The 17,599-nt window shown below is 53.6% G+C and carries 19 protein-coding genes and 1 other RNA gene; 9 read left to right on the top strand and 11 right to left on the bottom strand.

Annotated elements, in window-relative coordinates:
* Window positions 1-9: 9 nt before the first annotated feature.
* The 3 genes from acrB to ykgO all read left to right on the top strand — a co-directional run bounded on the left by acrB (window position 10) and on the right by ykgO (window position 3,714).
* Window positions 10-3,162, top strand: coding sequence for a multidrug efflux RND transporter permease subunit AcrB (gene acrB / locus JWF83_RS08320; RefSeq protein ID WP_413649714.1), 3,153 nt, complete (start codon window positions 10-12; stop codon window positions 3,160-3,162).
* A gap of 141 nt (window positions 3,163-3,303) precedes the next feature.
* Window positions 3,304-3,564 (top strand): type B 50S ribosomal protein L31, encoded by a 261-nt coding sequence (locus JWF83_RS08315; RefSeq protein WP_413649713.1) that lies wholly within the window; start codon window positions 3,304-3,306, stop codon window positions 3,562-3,564.
* Window positions 3,565-3,573: 9 nt separating this feature from the next.
* Window positions 3,574-3,714: a type B 50S ribosomal protein L36 gene (gene ykgO, locus JWF83_RS08310; RefSeq protein ID WP_413649711.1), complete on the top strand. Its 141-nt coding sequence runs from the start codon at window positions 3,574-3,576 to the stop codon at window positions 3,712-3,714.
* Between the two features lie 45 nt (window positions 3,715-3,759).
* Here the strand turns inward: ykgO and JWF83_RS08305 are convergent, their stop codons facing one another.
* The 4 genes from JWF83_RS08305 to JWF83_RS08290 are packed head-to-tail and all read right to left on the bottom strand — an operon-like array spanning window position 3,760 to window position 6,306.
* Window positions 3,760-4,638 carry a metal ABC transporter substrate-binding protein gene (locus tag JWF83_RS08305; protein WP_413649710.1) on the bottom strand — a complete coding sequence of 293 codons (879 nt, stop codon included), beginning with the start codon at window positions 4,636-4,638 and terminating at the stop codon, window positions 3,760-3,762.
* Window positions 4,635-5,495, bottom strand: a complete 861-nt coding sequence (locus tag JWF83_RS08300) for a metal ABC transporter permease (RefSeq protein WP_413649760.1) — start codon at window positions 5,493-5,495, stop codon at window positions 4,635-4,637. Before JWF83_RS08300 ends, JWF83_RS08305 begins: the two co-directional genes overlap by 4 nt.
* Window positions 5,496-5,506: 11 nt before the next feature.
* Window positions 5,507-6,187 carry a metal ABC transporter ATP-binding protein gene (locus tag JWF83_RS08295; RefSeq protein WP_413649708.1) on the bottom strand — a complete coding sequence of 227 codons (681 nt, stop codon included), beginning with the start codon at window positions 6,185-6,187 and terminating at the stop codon, window positions 5,507-5,509.
* A complete protein-coding gene (locus JWF83_RS08290) occupies window positions 6,184-6,306 on the bottom strand; it encodes a hypothetical protein (protein WP_413649707.1) in 123 nt (40 codons plus the stop codon). Before JWF83_RS08290 ends, JWF83_RS08295 begins: the two co-directional genes overlap by 4 nt.
* A gap of 297 nt (window positions 6,307-6,603) precedes the next feature.
* Here JWF83_RS08290 and JWF83_RS08285 point away from each other — a divergent pair, with 297 nt between their 5' ends.
* From JWF83_RS08285 to JWF83_RS08275, 3 genes are all read left to right on the top strand, one after another.
* Window positions 6,604-6,957 (top strand): hypothetical protein, encoded by a 354-nt coding sequence (locus JWF83_RS08285; protein WP_413649706.1) that lies wholly within the window; start codon window positions 6,604-6,606, stop codon window positions 6,955-6,957.
* 152 nt (window positions 6,958-7,109) lie between these two features.
* Window positions 7,110-7,490 (top strand): Hha toxicity modulator TomB, encoded by a 381-nt coding sequence (tomB, locus tag JWF83_RS08280; RefSeq protein ID WP_413649705.1) that lies wholly within the window; start codon window positions 7,110-7,112, stop codon window positions 7,488-7,490.
* A 29-nt stretch (window positions 7,491-7,519) separates the two neighbouring features.
* Window positions 7,520-7,738, top strand: a complete 219-nt coding sequence (locus tag JWF83_RS08275) for an HHA domain-containing protein (RefSeq protein ID WP_413649703.1) — start codon at window positions 7,520-7,522, stop codon at window positions 7,736-7,738.
* Between the two features lie 68 nt (window positions 7,739-7,806).
* On the opposite strand, the gene ffs is transcribed toward JWF83_RS08275, so the two are convergent.
* Window positions 7,807-7,903, bottom strand: an RNA gene (gene ffs / locus JWF83_RS08270) — signal recognition particle sRNA small type.
* A gap of 303 nt (window positions 7,904-8,206) precedes the next feature.
* Between ffs and JWF83_RS08265 the strand changes: the two genes are divergently transcribed.
* A complete protein-coding gene (locus JWF83_RS08265) occupies window positions 8,207-8,518 on the top strand; it encodes an MGMT family protein (RefSeq protein ID WP_413649702.1) in 312 nt (103 codons plus the stop codon).
* A 32-nt stretch (window positions 8,519-8,550) separates the two neighbouring features.
* Here JWF83_RS08265 and JWF83_RS08260 read toward each other — a convergent pair whose 3' ends face one another.
* Entirely contained in the window at window positions 8,551-9,108 is a 558-nt protein-coding gene (locus JWF83_RS08260; protein WP_413649700.1) for a YbaY family lipoprotein, read from the bottom strand.
* A 292-nt stretch (window positions 9,109-9,400) separates the two neighbouring features.
* Here JWF83_RS08260 and tesB point away from each other — a divergent pair, with 292 nt between their 5' ends.
* Entirely contained in the window at window positions 9,401-10,261 is an 861-nt protein-coding gene (gene tesB / locus JWF83_RS08255; protein WP_413649699.1) for an acyl-CoA thioesterase II, read from the top strand.
* Window positions 10,262-10,392: 131 nt separating this feature from the next.
* On the opposite strand, the gene amtB is transcribed toward tesB, so the two are convergent.
* The 5 genes from amtB to JWF83_RS08230 all read right to left on the bottom strand — a co-directional run bounded on the left by amtB (window position 10,393) and on the right by JWF83_RS08230 (window position 16,359).
* On the bottom strand, window positions 10,393-11,679 hold the full coding sequence (gene amtB, locus JWF83_RS08250; protein WP_413649698.1) for an ammonium transporter AmtB: 1,287 nt from the start codon (window positions 11,677-11,679) through the stop codon (window positions 10,393-10,395).
* A gap of 34 nt (window positions 11,680-11,713) precedes the next feature.
* The gene (glnK, locus tag JWF83_RS08245; RefSeq protein ID WP_009114005.1) at window positions 11,714-12,052 is read right to left on the bottom strand and encodes a P-II family nitrogen regulator; all 339 of its coding nucleotides are present in this window, start codon (window positions 12,050-12,052) and stop codon (window positions 11,714-11,716) included.
* 265 nt (window positions 12,053-12,317) lie between these two features.
* The gene (locus tag JWF83_RS08240; RefSeq protein ID WP_413649696.1) at window positions 12,318-14,087 is read right to left on the bottom strand and encodes a SmdB family multidrug efflux ABC transporter permease/ATP-binding protein; all 1,770 of its coding nucleotides are present in this window, start codon (window positions 14,085-14,087) and stop codon (window positions 12,318-12,320) included.
* Window positions 14,080-15,849, bottom strand: a complete 1,770-nt coding sequence (locus JWF83_RS08235; RefSeq protein ID WP_413649695.1) for a SmdA family multidrug ABC transporter permease/ATP-binding protein — start codon at window positions 15,847-15,849, stop codon at window positions 14,080-14,082. Before JWF83_RS08235 ends, JWF83_RS08240 begins: the two co-directional genes overlap by 8 nt.
* A gap of 48 nt (window positions 15,850-15,897) precedes the next feature.
* Window positions 15,898-16,359 carry an Lrp/AsnC family transcriptional regulator gene (locus JWF83_RS08230; RefSeq protein ID WP_413649694.1) on the bottom strand — a complete coding sequence of 154 codons (462 nt, stop codon included), beginning with the start codon at window positions 16,357-16,359 and terminating at the stop codon, window positions 15,898-15,900.
* A 112-nt stretch (window positions 16,360-16,471) separates the two neighbouring features.
* Here JWF83_RS08230 and JWF83_RS08225 point away from each other — a divergent pair, with 112 nt between their 5' ends.
* The gene (locus tag JWF83_RS08225) at window positions 16,472-17,512 is read left to right on the top strand and encodes a PLP-dependent cysteine synthase family protein (RefSeq protein WP_413649693.1); all 1,041 of its coding nucleotides are present in this window, start codon (window positions 16,472-16,474) and stop codon (window positions 17,510-17,512) included.
* Window positions 17,513-17,599 lie beyond the last annotated feature (87 nt).

The raw sequence follows: 17,599 nt of genomic DNA, 5'->3' as shown, positions 1-17,599 counted from the left end.
CGCTGATACATGGCTAAGTTCTTTATCGATCGCCCCATTTTTGCCTGGGTTATCGCCATCATTATTATGCTGGCGGGTGTGCTATCGATTCTTAAACTGCCGATCGAGCAATATCCTAACGTTGCTCCACCGGCGATTGAGATCACCGCAACCTATCCGGGTGCGGATGCGAAAACTCTGCAGGACTCCGTTACGCAGGTCATCGAACAGAATATGAATGGTATCGATGGCCAGATGTATATGAGTTCCAGCAGTGACTCATCTGGCACGTTAACCCTGACCATCACCTTCCAGTCCGGTACCGATCCGGATATCGCGCAGGTGCAGGTACAGAACAAACTGCAGCTGGCAACGCCGCTGCTGCCGCAGGAAGTGCAGCAACAGGGGATTAAAGTTCAGAAATCCTCCAGCAGCTTCCTGATGGTAGCCGGTTTTATTAACGATGACGGCAGCATGACGCAGAACGATATTTCGGACTACGTCGGCTCCAATATCAAAGATCCGATTAGCCGCGTGAACGGCGTCGGTGATACCCAGCTGTTTGGCGCGCAGTATGCCATGCGTATCTGGATGGACCCGCATAAGCTGAATAACTATGCGCTAACGCCGGTGGATGTGATCACCGCGATTACCAACCAGAACGCCCAGGTCGCAGCCGGTCAGTTAGGCGGTACGCCGCCGGTGAAAGGCCAGCAGCTGAACGCTTCAATTATCGCGCAAACGCGTCTGACCTCTACCGATGAGTTCGGCAAAATTCTGCTGAAAGTTAATTCGGATGGTTCGCAGGTACGCCTGCGTGACGTGGCGACAATTGAGCTGGGAGGCGAAAACTACCAGGTTATTGCCCGTTATAACGGCAAACCGGCTTCCGGTCTGGGGATCAAACTGGCCACCGGCGCTAACGCCCTTGATACTGCTGCGGCGGTAAAAGCGGAGCTGGCGAAACTGCAACCGTTCTTCCCTGCCGGTCTGAAAGTGGTTTATCCGTATGACACCACGCCGTTTGTTAAGATCTCCATCAACGAGGTGGTAAAAACCCTGGTTGAAGCGATCGTGCTGGTGTTCCTGGTAATGTACCTGTTCCTGCAGAACTTCCGCGCCACCCTGATCCCAACGATTGCGGTGCCGGTAGTATTGTTAGGGACTTTTGCCATTATCAGCGCTTTTGGCTACTCGATAAACACCCTGACGATGTTCGGCCTGGTGCTGGCCATCGGGCTATTGGTGGATGACGCCATCGTGGTGGTGGAGAACGTCGAACGTGTGATGGCGGAAGAGGGACTACCGCCCAAAGAAGCCACACGTAAATCGATGGGCCAGATTCAGGGCGCACTGGTCGGTATCGCGCTGGTTCTGTCCGCGGTATTTATTCCGATGGCATTCTTCGGTGGTTCCACCGGGGTTATCTATCGTCAGTTCTCGATCACCATCGTCTCAGCCATGGTGCTGTCGGTGATTGTGGCACTGGTGCTGACCCCGGCGCTGTGCGCCACCATGCTGAAGCCGATTAATAAAGGCGACCACGGCAAAACCACCGGTTTCTTCGGCTGGTTTAACCGTATGTTTGATAAGAGCACCCACCATTATACCGATAGCGTGGGCCATATCATTCGCAGTACCGGTCGCTATCTGGTTATCTATCTGCTGATTGTGGTCGGCATGGCGTTTCTGTTCCTGCGTCTGCCAAGTTCCTTCCTGCCAGATGAGGATCAGGGGGTCTTCCTGACCATGGCGCAGCTTCCTGCCGGCGCTACCCAGGAACGTACCCAGAAGGTGCTCGACCAGGTAACTGATTACTATCTAACCAAAGAGAAAGACAACGTTAACTCGGTATTTACCGTTAACGGGTTTGGCTTCGCGGGTCGTGGTCAGAACACAGGTATCGCCTTCGTCAGTCTGAAACCATGGGATGAACGAGCAGGTGCGGAGAATAAAGTCCCGGCGATTACCGGACGGGCGATGGGCGCCCTGTCGGTGATTAAAGACGCGATGGTTATTCCGTTTAACCTGCCGGCGATTGTCGAACTCGGCACCGCCACCGGTTTTGACTTCCAGCTGATCGACCAGGCTAACCTCGGCCACGATAAGCTGACGCAGGCGCGTAACCAGTTGTTTGGCATGATTGCCCAGCACGGCGATACGCTGGTAGGTGTACGTCCAAATGGTCTGGAAGATACGCCGCAGTTCAAACTGGATATCGATCAGGAAAAAGCCCAGGCCCTGGGGGTCTCCATTTCCGATATCAACACCACCCTCGGCGCCGCCTGGGGCGGCAGCTACGTTAACGACTTTATCGACCGCGGTCGCGTGAAGAAGGTGTACGTAATGGGTGATGCGCCGTACCGTATGCTGCCAGGCGATATTGCCAACTGGTATGTACGTAACAGTAGTGGCGGCATGGTTTCGTTTAATGCCTTTGCATCGGCGAAATGGGAATATGGTTCACCGCGTCTGGAACGTTATAACGGTCTGCCATCGATGGAAATTCTTGGCCAGGCAGCACCGGGCAAGAGCTCCGGTGAAGCCATGAACCTGATGGAAAGTCTGGCGTCGAAACTGCCTGCGGGTATTGGTTACGACTGGACCGGTATGTCCTATCAGGAACGTCTGTCCGGCAACCAGGCCCCTGCTCTGTATGCCATCTCGCTGATAGTGGTATTCCTCTGTCTGGCGGCGCTGTATGAGAGCTGGTCGATTCCGTTCGCCGTTATGCTGGTGGTGCCACTGGGCGTTATCGGTGCGCTGTTGTTCACTACCCTGCGTGGTCTTAACAACGACGTTTACTTTGTGGTAGGCCTGCTGACAACCATTGGCTTGTCGGCGAAGAACGCGATACTTATCGTCGAATTCGCCAAAGACCTGATGGAGAAAGAGGGCAAAGGGTTGATTGAAGCCACCCTTGAAGCGGTACGTATGCGTTTACGTCCAATTCTGATGACCTCGCTGGCATTTATCCTTGGGGTACTGCCGCTGGCGATCAGTACCGGGGCGGGTTCCGGCTCGCAGAACGCCGTAGGTACCGGCGTAATGGGCGGGATGGTTACCGCTACGGTGCTGGCCATCTTCTTCGTTCCGGTGTTCTTTGTGGTGGTTCGCCGCCGCTTTAGTAAACATAAAGATGAGGTTGAACAGGGACATCCTGAACAACCACAGCATCACTAAGCCAGATCTATCGTAGTCAACAGAGGCCGCAATTGCGGCCTCTTTTTTTTGCCTGCCTTCCGCCGTCACCCCGGGTTGCAATTCTCATCGGCGCAGCGCATAATAATTGTTATGTTATAACATACAATACAGGAAGCGACGATGAAAGCTGATATCCACCCACTCTATCGCCCGGTGATTTTCCATGACACCAGCGCCGATCATTACTTTAAAGTCGGTTCGACGATTAAAACCGACCGTACCGTAGAGTTTGAGGGCGCGACTTACCCGTACGTCACCCTTGATGTCTCTTCTGCTTCGCACGCTTATTACACCGGCAAGCAGAAAGATTTCAGCAAAGAAGGCAGTGCGGCACGCTTTAATCAGCGTTATGGCAACTTCTTCAGTAAAAATGCGCAATAAGAGGCGATTATGCAGGTAATGAGTTCACTGGCTTCTGCCAAAAAGCGTCATAAAGATTGCAAAGTAGTCCGCCGCAAGGGCCGCATCTACGTAATCTGTAAAAGTAATCCGCGTTTTAAAGCGGTGCAGGGCCGGAAGAAAAAGCGTTAGCGGGTTGTGTTCCCAGGGGCGGCATCCATGCCGCCCTCTGATGACTTACTTCATACTGCCGGCAATACTCTCAACATTGTGTTTAAACGCCGCGACATAACTGGCCGCCGGGCCATCTTTCTCAGACAAAGCCTCCGGATAGAGCTCCCCCCCTGGCTGTGCGCCAGTCGCCGCCGCAATCTGTTTTACCAGCCGCGGATCGGTCTGATTCTCAATAAAATAGGTATGAATTTTCTCCGCTTTTAGCTGCCTGATTAAGCTGGCGACATTGCTGGCGCTGGCTTCCGACTCGGTAGAAAAACCAACCGGCGCGAGGAAGCGCACGCCATAACGCTGACCAAAATAACCAAAAGCATCATGACTGGTCAGCACCTGACGTTTCGCATTCGGGATCGCTTTAAAGGTTTGCTGCGCCCAGCTATCCAGCTGGTTAAGCTGGCTGATATAGGCGGCGCCGTGCTGGCGAAAGTAGTCAGCATCTTGCGGATCGGCGGCGATCAGCGCATTCATCACATTGGTGGCATACACCACACCGTTATGCATACTGTTCCATGCATGCGGATCGGTGATAATCACGCCATCCTCTTCCATTTTACGCGTATCAATGCCCTGCGATGCGACAATCACTTTACCCTGGTAACCGGAGGCTTTTACCAGGCGGTCCATCCAGCCTTCCATACCCAGACCACTGACAAACACCACCTCTGCCTGCGCCAGCGCCTGGCTATCCTGCGGCGTCGGTTCAAAGCTGTGAGGATCACCGTTCGGCCCCACCAGGCTCTTCACCTTGACATGCTCTCCCCCCACCTGCTGCACGATATCCGCCAGCACGGTAAAGCTGGCGACGGTTTCAACCGTTTTTGCCAGCGCTAATGGGCTGGTGAACAACGCGGCAACGGCCAGCGTCAGCGATAACTTCTTCATACTTTCTCCTTACCTGTCGATAAAATACGGCGGCGAGTTAATAGGCCACCGTGCGGCCCAACTAAAATCGAAATAAAAAATAATAGGGCGGCGCTGAGCACTACCGCCGGACCGGCAGGCAGCGCCAGCCAGAATGAGGCGAACAGGCCGCTGAAACTGGCGATTACCGCTAATAGCAGCGCGGCGGCCAGCATGCCGGGCAGGCGCAGACTCCAGAAGCGCGCGCTGGTTGCCGGTAGCATCATCAGTCCGACCGACATCAGCGTCCCCAGTACCTGAAAGCCGGCCACCAGATTGATTACCACCAGCACCAGGAACACACCGTTAACCAGCGGAGAACTCCAGCGGCTCTGCGCGCGCAGAAAAGTCGCATCAAAGGCGTCAATCACTAATGGCCGGTAGATCAGCGCCAGCAGCAGCAGTGTCAGCGCCGCAATCGCGCCGACCAGCACGATCGACAAATTATCGACCGCCAGCAGCGAGCCAAACAGAACGTGCAGCAGATCGACGCTGGAACCGCGCAGCGACACCAGCGTCACCCCCAGCGCCAGCGATCCAAGGTAGAAACCGGCAAAGCTGGCATCCTCGCGTAACGGGGTAAAGCGGCTAACCGCGCCGGATAGCAGCGCAACGGTTAAACCGGCAATAAAGCCGCCGATTCCCATCGCCACCAGCGACAAGCCGGAAATTAAATAGCCAATCGCGGCGCCAGGTAATACTGCATGTGATAAGGCATCCCCCACCAGGCTCATACGGCGCAACTGTAAGAACACGCCAAGCGGCGTGGCGCTGATCGATAACGCGACACAGGCCACCAGCGCGCGGCGCATAAAGCCGAACTCGATAAACGGCTGCATCAGGCTGACGATCACTGTGCGCCTCCGACCCGTCGTAATGGCGCAGCAGACAGCACACGCGTTTGCCATTCGGCTTCACCGGCATGTAAACGCACCACCTGGGGAAACCAGCTATCCACCATATTGAGGTCATGCAGCACCACAATCAGCGTGCATCCCTGACGATGGCGCGCCACCAGCAGATCCAACAGCAGTTCGATAGTCTGGCTGTCAATACCGGTAAATGGCTCATCAAGTAATAACAGCGAAGCCTGCTGCATCAACAAACGGGCAAACAGCACGCGCTGTAACTGTCCGCCTGACAGCATGCCAGGCTGTGCATCTGCAAAATCAGCCATTTTCACCCGCTGCAAATTCTGCATAATCTCCTGACGTAGCTGGCGACCAATACCAGCGAACCAGCCGCTGCGTTGCCAGCAGCCCATCGCCACCAGATCAAAAACGGTAATCGGGAACTGGCGTTCAATTTCAGACTGCTGGGGTAACCAGCCAATCGCCGTGGGCGGCAGCAATAACTGAAAACGACCGGCGACCGGCGGCAATAGTCCGGCGAGAGTTTTCAGCAGGGTGGACTTTCCCGAGCCATTGGCGCCGACCAGTGCGGTCATTGAACCAGCGGCAAAGTGTCCGTTTATCACCGGCGTTACCGCCTGACGTCGGTAGCCTGCCTGCAGATTATCGAGCGTAATCATTGCGCCGTTGCCCAACTTACAGCGGCGAATAACAGCGCGACAAGCAGCAGGCTCAGCAGCAGTCGTGCGGCCGCAGAAAGCGTAAACAGCGTGGATGGAGGCGTGAAAGAAGATGACATTACCGGGGTTCCGCTAGTGATATGTATGTTATAACATAACATTAAACACCACCAATGATGATCGTAAAAGAGGGAAAAATGTTTCGAGGTGTAACCCGGATGCCGCTTTAGCGCTGCCGCGTTTTAGATAAACAAAACTCATCAGCAAGCGGTACGCCACCGCGGCAAAACGCCGCTTACAAAAAATAAAATTGATTAAAATCAAAAAGATAGTTTTATGGCTTTTTTTGCCACTTGCTTTATTTCACGGTAAACACAATGATCAATATCAGTAGTGGTTAACTCAGTGATGGAAAAATGCGCATATTAATTCCCTGTGGTAATTTGCAGGAGCAGGTTGACCCGCTAATATTGAAGGAAATAATTGAGCAGAATATTCCCAAAATAGAACAGCAACTGGTGGGAGATTTAGCCTGGTATTCTCAAAATGCCCGTTTTGTTCCCGGTAGTCTGAAAATTATTTCAATAGCACCGGCCGGAAGTTTACGTTATAAGATGAGTTATCAGTTTGTATGGAACATATACAACGCCTGCCTGGATATTGATGCCGCAGAGACGTCGTGTGAAAGTGTACAGTTCCAGATAATTCCCGGTTTCCTTGCTCTGGAAGTGATCGACAATCAATACCCTTCAACCGCTAATGAATTGTAATTTTTGGTAATGAACTCAGGTATTATTAATTAATCTGCGTTATATTCAGGAAGTCCGTTTAATAAACTATTTTTTATAATCACTTCCAGGCCGCATACCTTTTAGCTCAGCCCGTGTACCGGCTTGTATCAATCGCTATGGAGGGGAAAGAGATGGACGAATACTCACCAAAAAGGCATGATATTGCCCAGTTGAAATTCTTGTGTGAAAATTTGTACGACGAGGGTATGGCAACCCTGGGTGATAGTCATCACGGTTGGGTCAATGACCCTACTTCTGCGGTAAATTTGCAGCTTAACGAATTGATTGAACATATCGCCTCTTTCACCATGAATTACAAAATCAAACATGTTGAAGATACGGATCTGATTGCGCAAATCGATGAATATCTTGATGACACATTTATGCTTTTTAGTAACTACGGTATTAATGTTCAGGATCTTCAACGCTGGCAGAAATCAGCAAAACGACTTTTTAGCATTTTCGCCGAAGAGTGTGCGCAGCGGCCTTTGCCTGCCAGCCACTCAGTTTAGCAACCCATTATTTTTACTATGGTTTAACGATGACAGACAAACTCCTTACAAAAACTGATTACTTGATGCGTTTACGACGCTGCCGTTCTATCGATACCCTTGAGCGTGTAATTGAAAAAAATAAATACGAATTATCCGATGACGAATTAGAAGTGTTTAATTCTGCGGCAGATCATCGTCTCGCGGAATTGACCATGAATAAACTCTACGACAAAGTTCCGGTTTCCGTCTGGAAATATGTCCGCTAGAAGCCACTGCAGATTTTGCGTGAAATGTTAATCAGAAAGGTGATACAAGGGGCTGAAATTGGTGGAGGCCCTGCCAGCGACATCCCGGCACACGCGTCACCTGCTACGGCTGCTTCCTTCCGGATCTGACCGAGTTCACAAGTTAGCATTGCGGGAGCACCAACAGGGCCTCCATTGACTGGCTCTAACCTTCAGAGCGCAGGCATTATCAATGAAGCCCTCTCCAATTGCAAGCAAACCCCTGGCGACCGTTGCTTTCTTGAACAATTAATGCTTTTTAGTTAATAGTACAGCCTTTACGGACCGCGGTATTTTCCTGAATATCAGGCTCTCTGCGCCAGGCCAGCGGGAAAATGTGGCGAATATCGCCGCACTCCCGCGCTACCCACTTCTGACTATCATTAAATTTACTTTAGTATCCCGTGGCTATCGAGTAAGGTTTTATTATTATTTTCCCGGATAACTGGCATGTTCGATAACGACAGTTTTCAACAACGCGTCTGGCAAATTGTCGCGGCAATCCCCCGTGGTTACGTCACTACCTATGGCGAAATCGCCCGACTGGCAGGCTCGCCGCGTGCCGCTCGCCAGGTTGGCGGCATATTGCGTCGCTTACCCGCAGGCAGCAAACTGCCCTGGCATCGGGTGATTAATCGCAAAGGTGAAATCTCGTTAACCGGCGACGATCTGAATCGCCAGCGTAACGCGCTGGAAGAGGAAGGCATTGAAGTCAGCAACAACGGTATCATATCCCTGACGCGCTATCGCTGGCAGCCCTGACGAGGCACAGCGTACCTCGTCAGCAGCGGCTATCAGAAGCTGGTAGGCGCCGGCACAGCAGAAGATGGCGTAACCTGAGTTGGCGAGGTTGACGGCACCGTACTTACCGCCCCGCTTTGCGTTTGCATGGCCATTGACGGCACCGGGACCAAAATAAGCTCAGCTTTGGTGCCGCCACCGTTGATTACCGGTTTTACCGCATCGGTGATAAATGCCATTTTGCCATTAATGGTAATCGCGGCACTCAGCAAAATACGTGCATTAGGCTGAATATCGGCCGGGTTAAATGGCAGCACGAACTGGAATGGCGCCTGTTTTCCTTCAGTGCGGACGACGCGCTGCGACAACACCTTCGACGGTGCGTCGGACAGGGAAGCATCCGATAGTGTTACGGTTAAAACCGCATCCGGCGGTAAGGCGATACGCTGGCGGATATAGACAGTACCACTGACGTTAGGCTGCGCGATGGCCGCCTGTTGCCCTGCTGTTGGCGATCCCAGCGTCGGGGTGGGGATATCTTTACTTTTATCTGCACAACCTGCCAGAGCGACGGCCAGGGCGGCGCCGCTCATCATATGCCAAAGTTTCATTGATTTTTCTCCTTATTATCCCCGTTATGCTTCGGCGCAGGCAGACGGCCCTGCCGCCTGCCTGCTACCCGAATGATTCAGGGGTTACCAATGTGTTCCGCCAGTTACCGGCCGGAACCGCGCTGCAAAACAGCGTCACAAACCTAAGCCTGGCACAAGTTACTGATTTTTTCCTGTTAACAACTTTTCATCATCCCCCAGTGAAAAAAGAAGAGGATTCCGCTCTATCACAGTTGACGATAACTGGTCGGATCTGCAAACTGATCGCTGAACCATTTTCGAGGATGTCGCTATGAGTCAGGCACTGCAAAACCTGCTAAATCTGCTTAATTTAGAAAAATTAGAACAGGGCCTGTTTCGCGGCCAGAGTGAAGACTTAGGGCTACGTCAGGTGTTTGGCGGCCAGGTTGTCGGCCAGGCGCTGTATGCGGCGAAACAGACCGTTCCCGCCGGGCGTATGATTCACTCGTTTCACAGTTACTTCCTGCGCCCTGGCGACAGTCAGAAAGCGATTATCTACGATGTTGAAACCCTGCGTGACGGCAATAGCTTCAGTGCGCGCCGTGTCAGCGCCATTCAAAATGGTCAGCCGATTTTCTATATGACCGCCTCTTTCCAGGCTGCCGAAAGCGGGTATGAGCATCAGAAAAGCATGCCGTCAGTACCCGGCCCGGAAACCCTGCCGTCGGAAACCGATATTGCTCACCAGCTGGTGGAATTTATTCCGCAGAACGCCCGTGAGAAGTTTCTGGCGGAAAAGCCGCTGGAAATGCGGCCGGTAAAATTCCATAACCCACTCAAGGGGCATGTTGATGAACCAGCGCGCCAGGTCTGGTTCCGCGCCAATGGTCAGATGCCGGAAGATCGCGGCATCCATCAATATTTGCTCGGCTATGCGTCTGATTTCAACTTTTTACCGGTGGCGCTGCAGCCTCATGGCAAAGGTTTTCTGGAGCCGGGAATGCAGGTAGCGACCATTGATCACTCCATGTGGTTCCACCGTCCTTTCGATCTGAACCAGTGGCTGCTGTACAGCGTGGAAAGTACGTCCGCATCCGGGGCGCGCGGTTTTGTACGCGGCGAATTCTACACCGAGGAGGGTACGCTGGTGGCTTCGACCGTGCAGGAAGGGGTAATACGCCTGCGCAGTTAATCACGCCAGATATCCGGGGCGCTGGTGTGAAATAGCGTGGCCAGAGCAACAAAAAGGGCGATATCGTTGATATCGCCCTTTTGCATTTATAATTTTTTTAGCACACTGCTCTCTTCGAGCTATTTCACAGATTACTGGTTGTAAGCGTTTTCGCCGTGGCTGTTAACATCCAGACCTTCACGTTCCTGATCTTCCGGAACACGCAGACCTACAATCATGTCAGCCAGTTTGAAGCCGATAAAGGCAACCACACCAGTCCAGACGATAGTCACGCCCACACTGAACAACTGTACCGCAACCTGGTGACCCATGGTTACGCCTTGTGCGTAGCCCACGCCGCCCAGTGAAGAGGAAGCAAACACACCGGTCAGAATACAACCGACGATGCCGCAGACGCCGTGCACACCGAACACATCACACGGGTCATCAACACGCAGCCATTTCTTCAGGATGGTGACACCCCACAGACCAGCGATACCACCGGCGATACCGATAATCAGAGCACCACCGACGCCGACGTAACCACATGCCGGGGTAATCGCAACCAGACCGGCAATCACACCAGAGCTTGCGCCCAGCAGTGACGGTTTGCCACGGAACATCCACTCACCAAAGGTCCAGGCCAGCACCGCACCCGCGGTAGCCATTACGGTGTTAAGGAATGCCAGCGCCGCGATTTCGTTCGCCGCACTTGCCGAACCGGCGTTAAAACCGAACCAGCCGACATACAGGATTGCAGTACCGGTAAATACCATTGGCAGGTTGTGTGGTTTAAAGGCTTCTTTGCCGAAACCAGCACGTTTGCCCAACAGGTAAGCACCCACCAGACCCGCCACAGCGGCGTTAATATGTACCACCGTACCGCCAGCGAAGTCCATCGCGCCGTCAGCAGCCAGGTAGCCGCCGGCCCACACCATATGTGCGATAGGCAGATACGCCAGCGTCAGCCACACCGCAACGAAAATCAGTACCGCGGAGAAGCGGATACGTTCGGCGATAGAACCCACAATCAGGCCCACGGTGATACAGGCAAATGAAGCCTGGAACGCCACGTGGATATACTGATAGAAGGTGCCGGTTAAGGCCGTCAGTTCGATATTTTTCAGCATCGCCCAGTTGAAGCCGCCGAAGAAGGCGTTACCTTCACTGAAAGCAAGGGAGTAGCCATACAACATCCAGAGTACGCAAACCAGAGAGAAGGTCACCGCAACCTGAGTCAGCATGGAAAGCACGTTTTTACCGCGAAGCAGGCCGCCGTAAAACAGCGCAATCCCGGGTATGGACATAAAAAGCACCAATGCGGTGCAAATCATCATAAATGCGTTATCAGCTTTATCTGCAACGGCAGGTGCAGCCATCGCGAGCGATGGTAACAATGCCAGGCCTGCCAGACCCAACTTAGTCAGTACTTTATTCATTTTATTCCATCCCTTCACAATTCAGAGCCCGAAATTACAGCGCGGCTTCGTCAGTTTCGCCGGTACGTATACGGATAACACGCTGCAGTTCTGCAACGAAGATCTTACCGTCGCCAATTTTGCCTGTATAGGCAGCTTTGCTTATCACATCAATGACTTCATCGAGCTGATCGTCTGCAATAGCAATATCAATTTTTACTTTTGGCAGGAAATTCACGCTGTACTCTGCACCGCGATAAAGTTCTGCATGACCTTTCTGGCGACCGAAACCCTTCACCTCGGTGACGGTCAGGCCCTGAATGCCGATTGAAGACAATGCTTCACGCACATCTTCCAGTTTGAACGGTTTGATTACCACGGTAACCAGCTTCATAGGATCCCCTCCGAGTAGATAATTTGTTTGCCACACCCGACACGAGTTGATTAAAGCAAAGCCTGTGCCACAAATTAAAAACGCGAAAATTTCAGGGGATTAGCCAGACGGCGACTGATGCGCAGCTGTGATGCGGCGAGTGGTCCCTTGCGGGGCGCGGTTTCGCCGACAGAAAAAACGCACCATAAAGGTGCGTTACGCGTTAACAGAGTGCATCAATATAGACGTTTCTGAAAAAATTGAGCAAAAAAGGTGCAAACCGGCTTTAGGCTTCCGCTGCGATGCCCGACGTAAGTTCATCGCCAACCAGCTGCAACTGATACATCTGCCAGTAACGCCCCTGCTTAGCCAGTAATTCGCGATGGGTGCCCTGTTCGACGGCCTGACCACGATGCAGCACCATGATTTTATCCGCTTCGGTAATCGTCGACAGACGGTGTGCAATTACCACCAGGGTGGTTTGCTGACGAATCGCGCGCAGCGCGCGCTGGATAGCCTGTTCAGTACCGGAATCGATATTGGCAGTTGCCTCATCGAGGATCAGGATTTGTGGCGACGCCACCAGCACCCGCGCCATCGCCAGCAACTGCTTCTGTCCTACCGACAAATTATTGCCCTGCTCACCGAGACGCGTATGAATGCCATCCGCCAGTCCGGCAGCCAGTTCGGCCAGCTGTACCGTCTCCAGCGCCTGCCAGACCTGCTGCTCGCTGATATCCCGCCCAAGCGTGACATTGGCGAAGAAGCTGTCGGCCAGCACCACCGGGTCCTGCTGCACCATCGCCACGCCCTGACGCAGGCTCTGATGACTGAGGCTGCTTAGCGGACGACCATCCAGATAGATCTCCCCGTGCGCTAACGGGTAGTAACCCATCAGTAAATTGGCGAGAGTACTTTTACCACTGCCGGTATGGCCGACCAGCGCGACAAAATGGCGTGAGGGCACCTGCAGATTGATATCACTCAGCACATTACGGTCGCCACGATAGGCAAAGCTAAGATTATTCACCGCAATGCTGCCGCTGGTTAACGGCCGCTGGTCATCGCCATATTGCTGACGCGGCGCATCCATCAGTTCAAAAATGCGCTCGCCAGCCACCACCGCCTGCTGCAGCATCGACTGCTGGGTCGTGAGTTCGATCAGCGGCTCGTTAAGCCGTCCGAGATAGTTAATAAAGGCATACAGCACCCCGACTTCAATACTCCCGACCTGAGAAAAGCCAAACAACAACATCAGGCCGCACAGAATCATCGCCGAGAACAGACTCAGCAACGGCCGCAGCAGAAAACCATCCAGCCGCAGCGTCTGCATGCGGGCCAGATAGTGCGAGCGGCTGGCTTCGCCCATGCGTTCGCCAAAGCGCGCCTGTTGGCGAAACTGCTGGATCACGCTCATGCCGTTAATCACTTCGTTAAAACCGTTATTGATATCCGCCAGATAGCTGCGTACGCGGCGCACAATCGGCGTGCTGTAGCGCTGATAGATCAGCATTACGGTGATCACCGCCGGGAAGATGGTGATCGCCACCAGCGCCATGCGCCAGTTCAGACTAAACATCGCCACCAGCATCGCGCCAATCAGCGCCGCGCTGCGCAGTACCGTCGCCACCACGGTCACGTAAAGATCGCGCACCACTTCGGTATCGTTAGTGACGCGCGAGATAATCTGCCCCACCGGCTGAGTATCAAAGGCGCTCAGCGGCTGACGTAATGCCGCATCCATCACGTCACTGCGCAAACGCTGGACCACGCCCACCGCCGCCTGGTTAAACAGCAGCGACTGAGAGTAGTGCAGCGTCGCCGCCAGTATCTGCAACAGAATATAGCCGGCCACCAGCCCGCTCACTAGCGCCAGCGGCATCTGATGTTTAGCCACCATATTATCAATAAAGTAGCTGACCAGAATCGGCCCCAGCACTTCTGCCGCCGCGGCAATCCACAGCAGCAGCACCGCGATGCCCAGCGATTTGCGCCACGGCTTACCATAGGCGAGCAGGCGTTTAACCGTGGGCCACAGCTGCGACAGACTAGTCATGGGGAACTCCCTTTTCGTTCTCATCTTCTTCCAGCGCCGCTTCCAGCTGCTGATAGCGATACATATCGCTATACCAACCCGATTGTCCGGCTAATTGCTCATGACTACCGCGTTGCGCCACGACACCGTGCTGCATCACCAGGATTTCATTTGCTTCGGTCAGTGCCGACAAGCGATGGGCGCTGATAATCACCGTGCGTCCTTCACCCCAGCTGCGTAAATTATGCAGAATCTGATGTTCGGTGCGGCCATCCACTGCCGATAGCGCATCGTCCAGCAGCAGGATCTCGGCGTTCAGCAACAGCGCGCGGGCAATGGAAATACGCTGCTTCTGGCCGCCGGAAAGCATCACGCCACGCTCGCCTACCTCGGTGTCATAGCCCTGCGGCAGACGCAGAATATCCTCATGAACGCTGGCCAGACGCGCCACCTGCTCAATGTCACTCTGGCTGGCATTGGGACGACCGAGCGCAATATTATTCGCCACGGTATCGGAAAACAGGAAAGGCGTTTGATTCACTACCGCCAGGCGGCTGCGCCAGTTGTCGATGCGTAACTGCGTCAGCGGGATACCGTGGTAACGGATATCCCCCTGCGCGCAGTCAAAATGGCGCTGAATCAGACTTAGCAAGCTGCTTTTACCGGAGCCGGTCGGGCCACACAGCCCTAACATTTGCCCCGGTTTAAGGTTGAGATTGATATTACGCAGCGACGGCTGCCGGCTGCCGGGATAACTGAACTCCCGAATAGCCACCTGCAGCAGGCCGCGCCCTTCCGGCAGCGTTTTTTCGCCATCGGCCACCGTCGGCACTTCGGTCAGCAGCGTCTGAATACGGCTCCATGCCGCGCTACCGCGCTCAACGATATTAAACATCCATGCCAGCGCCAGCATCGGCCAAATCATCAGGCCAAGGTACATGACAAAACTGGTCAGCTGACCGAGCGTCATCTGGCCATGCCATACCAGCCAGCTGCCGCCGCCAATCGCCAGCAGATTCGACATGCCAATGGCAATATAGATGGTGGGATCGAAGCGCGCGTCAACACGCGCCACGCGCATATTCTTCTCCCCGGTATCACGGGCAATGGCGGAGAATTGGGCGGACTGATGATCTTCCAGGCCAAAGGCTTTGATCATGCGAATACTGGTCAGGCTCTCCTGGGTTTGATCGTTCAGCGAGGAGAACGCCGCCTGCGCCAGTTTGAAGCGGTTATGCAGTTGATCGCCGTAGCGTTTAATCACCAGCGCCATTACCGGCATCGGCAATAACGCCAGCAGGGTTAGCTGCCAGCTAATCTGGGTGCTCATCACGATCAATACCGCCAGCCCCATCACCAGGGAGTCCACCAGCGTCAGAACCCCTTCACCGGCGGCGAACACCACCCGATCGACATCATTGGTGGCACGGGCGATCAGATCGCCGGTGCGATGACGCAGGTAAAATTCGGGGTGCTGACGGCTAAGCTGCCGGTAAAAATCCTCGCGCAGTTCCACCGCCAGTTGATAGGAAGCGCCGAACAGCAGCACGCGCCAGACATAGCGTAGCAAATAGACCACCACCGCGGTCGCCAGCATGATGCCTATCCACATCAGGATCTGCCCGGCACTCATCTGCCGTTGCGTGACGCCATCAACGATTTCACCGACTACCTTCGGCGGCAACAGTTGCAAAATCGCTATCACTATCAATAAAGAAACCGCGCCCAGATAACGACGCCATTCCCGGGCAAAATACCAACTTAATTGGCTAAACAATCGCACGCAATATGTCCTGAATAAGCTCGAATGAGGTTAAAATTTCTCATTAAATTAAGGATTCACCGGCAAAGCCGTGGTGTATTTTATCTCTTCCATGGCAAAACTCGAAGTGACATCGATTAATCCCGGAACGCCGTTCACTAAACGTTTGTAAAACGCGTCATAGCATTTCATATCCGCCACCTGAATACGCAACAGGTAGTCGTATTCACCGGCCATGCGATAAAACCCCATCACCTCTGGCAGGCTTTGCACCACCGCAACAAACTGTTGATACCAGGCGCTACTGTGCTGCTGAGTCTTGATTAGCATAAAAGCGGTCAGTGACAAACCAATTTTCTCGCCATCCAGCAGCGCAACTTTGCCACGGATTATGCCGTCATCTTCCAGTTTTTTCAGTCGTTTCCAGCACGGCGTAGTGGTGAGATTAACCGCATCGGCCAGCACCTGCAGGGAAAGAGTGCAATCCTGTTGCAGCATCTCCAGCAGTTTTCGATCAGTTTTATCTAGCATGTGCTGACTCCGGAGAAAATATTTCTCTAATTTCGCCATTATACAGGAAAGAAGGCAAACTTTTTTTCCCGTGAATGCCTTAGTCTTAATCGACTATTCTCAGGAGCCGATCATGACCAGCCAGTGGGTAAAACACGCAATTAACGAAATTAATGCCGACTTTCAGCGTTCAGCCGATACACATCTGATCCGTCTGGCGTTACCTGACTATCCCGGTATCTGGCTCTACCTGAAAGATGAAAGCACCCATCCTACCGGCAGCCTGAAACACCGACTGGCGCGCTCGCTGTTTTTATATGGCCTCAGTAACGGCTGGATCAAACAGGACCGGCCGATCATTGAAGCCTCGTCGGGCAGTACCGCCGTGTCAGAGGCCTATTTTGCCCGCCTGGTCGGTTTGCCGTTTATTGCGGTAATGCCCGCCAGTACCGCCAGACGTAAGGTTGAACAGATTACTTTTTATGGCGGTCAATGCCACTTTGTCAGTGACCCCTGCCAGCTGTATGCCGAATCCGAGCGACTGGCGCGCGATCTTGATGGCCACTTTATGGATCAGTTTACCTATGCCGAACGTGCGACCGACTGGCGCGGCAATAACAATATTGCCGACAGCATTTTCCGCCAGATGGCCAGCGAACCCTTCCCGATCCCGGACACCATTGTGATGAGCGCCGGTACTGGCGGTACCTCGGCCACCATTGGCCGCTATCTGCGCTATCAGGGACATGATACCCGGCTGCTGGTGGTGGATCCGGAAAACTCGGTGTTTTACGACTACTGGCAGCAACGGGATCCACAGTTAACCAGTGCGGTCGGCAGCCGGATCGAAGGTATTGGTCGCCCGCGTGTCGAACCGTCATTTATTCCGGATGTGATTGACGCGATGCTGAAAGTGCCGGATGGCGCCAGCATCGCCAGTATGCTGTGGCTGGAAAAAATGCTGGGACGTAAAGTCGGCGCCTCAACCGGCACCAATATCTGGGGTGCGCTGCAGGTCGCTAAAGAGATGCGTCAGCAGGGACGGCAGGGGGCGATTGTTACCCTGTTGTGCGACAGCGGCGAACGCTATCTCGACAGCTATTATCATCCTGAGTGGGTGCGCGAACATATCGGTGATATCAGCAGTTGGCAGCAGAGCATCGGCAGCCATTAATCGCTGCCGGTTCACTGACAGCGGCGGAATAGGTTCCGCCGCTGGCGAGCGGGCATAAAAAAACCGGACATTCCTGTCCGGTCAGCT

This window comes from Pantoea sp. B65 (assembly GCF_047308185.1).
Classification (GTDB): domain Bacteria; phylum Pseudomonadota; class Gammaproteobacteria; order Enterobacterales; family Enterobacteriaceae; genus Erwinia.
The sequence above is the reverse complement of the archived record's forward strand: the minus strand, read 5'-3'. Positions and strand labels throughout refer to the sequence as shown.

Coding starts and splice junctions, on each gene's coding strand:
- acrB (WP_413649714.1), top strand. CDS start 10: ATGGCTAAGTTCTTTATCGATCGCCCCATTTTTGCCTGGGTTATCGCC.
- JWF83_RS08315 (WP_413649713.1), top strand. CDS start 3,304: ATGAAAGCTGATATCCACCCACTCTATCGCCCGGTGATTTTCCATGAC.
- ykgO (WP_413649711.1), top strand. CDS start 3,574: ATGCAGGTAATGAGTTCACTGGCTTCTGCCAAAAAGCGTCATAAAGAT.
- JWF83_RS08305 (WP_413649710.1), bottom strand. CDS start 4,638: ATGAAGAAGTTATCGCTGACGCTGGCCGTTGCCGCGTTGTTCACCAGC.
- JWF83_RS08300 (WP_413649760.1), bottom strand. CDS start 5,495: ATGCAGCCGTTTATCGAGTTCGGCTTTATGCGCCGCGCGCTGGTGGCC.
- JWF83_RS08295 (WP_413649708.1), bottom strand. CDS start 6,187: ATGATTACGCTCGATAATCTGCAGGCAGGCTACCGACGTCAGGCGGTA.
- JWF83_RS08290 (WP_413649707.1), bottom strand. CDS start 6,306: ATGTCATCTTCTTTCACGCCTCCATCCACGCTGTTTACGCTTTCTGCG.
- JWF83_RS08285 (WP_413649706.1), top strand. CDS start 6,604: ATGCGCATATTAATTCCCTGTGGTAATTTGCAGGAGCAGGTTGACCCG.
- tomB (WP_413649705.1), top strand. CDS start 7,110: ATGGACGAATACTCACCAAAAAGGCATGATATTGCCCAGTTGAAATTC.
- JWF83_RS08275 (WP_413649703.1), top strand. CDS start 7,520: ATGACAGACAAACTCCTTACAAAAACTGATTACTTGATGCGTTTACGA.
- JWF83_RS08265 (WP_413649702.1), top strand. CDS start 8,207: ATGTTCGATAACGACAGTTTTCAACAACGCGTCTGGCAAATTGTCGCG.
- JWF83_RS08260 (WP_413649700.1), bottom strand. CDS start 9,108: ATGAAACTTTGGCATATGATGAGCGGCGCCGCCCTGGCCGTCGCTCTG.
- tesB (WP_413649699.1), top strand. CDS start 9,401: ATGAGTCAGGCACTGCAAAACCTGCTAAATCTGCTTAATTTAGAAAAA.
- amtB (WP_413649698.1), bottom strand. CDS start 11,679: ATGAATAAAGTACTGACTAAGTTGGGTCTGGCAGGCCTGGCATTGTTA.
- glnK (WP_009114005.1), bottom strand. CDS start 12,052: ATGAAGCTGGTTACCGTGGTAATCAAACCGTTCAAACTGGAAGATGTG.
- JWF83_RS08240 (WP_413649696.1), bottom strand. CDS start 14,087: ATGACTAGTCTGTCGCAGCTGTGGCCCACGGTTAAACGCCTGCTCGCC.
- JWF83_RS08230 (WP_413649694.1), bottom strand. CDS start 16,359: ATGCTAGATAAAACTGATCGAAAACTGCTGGAGATGCTGCAACAGGAT.
- JWF83_RS08225 (WP_413649693.1), top strand. CDS start 16,472: ATGACCAGCCAGTGGGTAAAACACGCAATTAACGAAATTAATGCCGAC.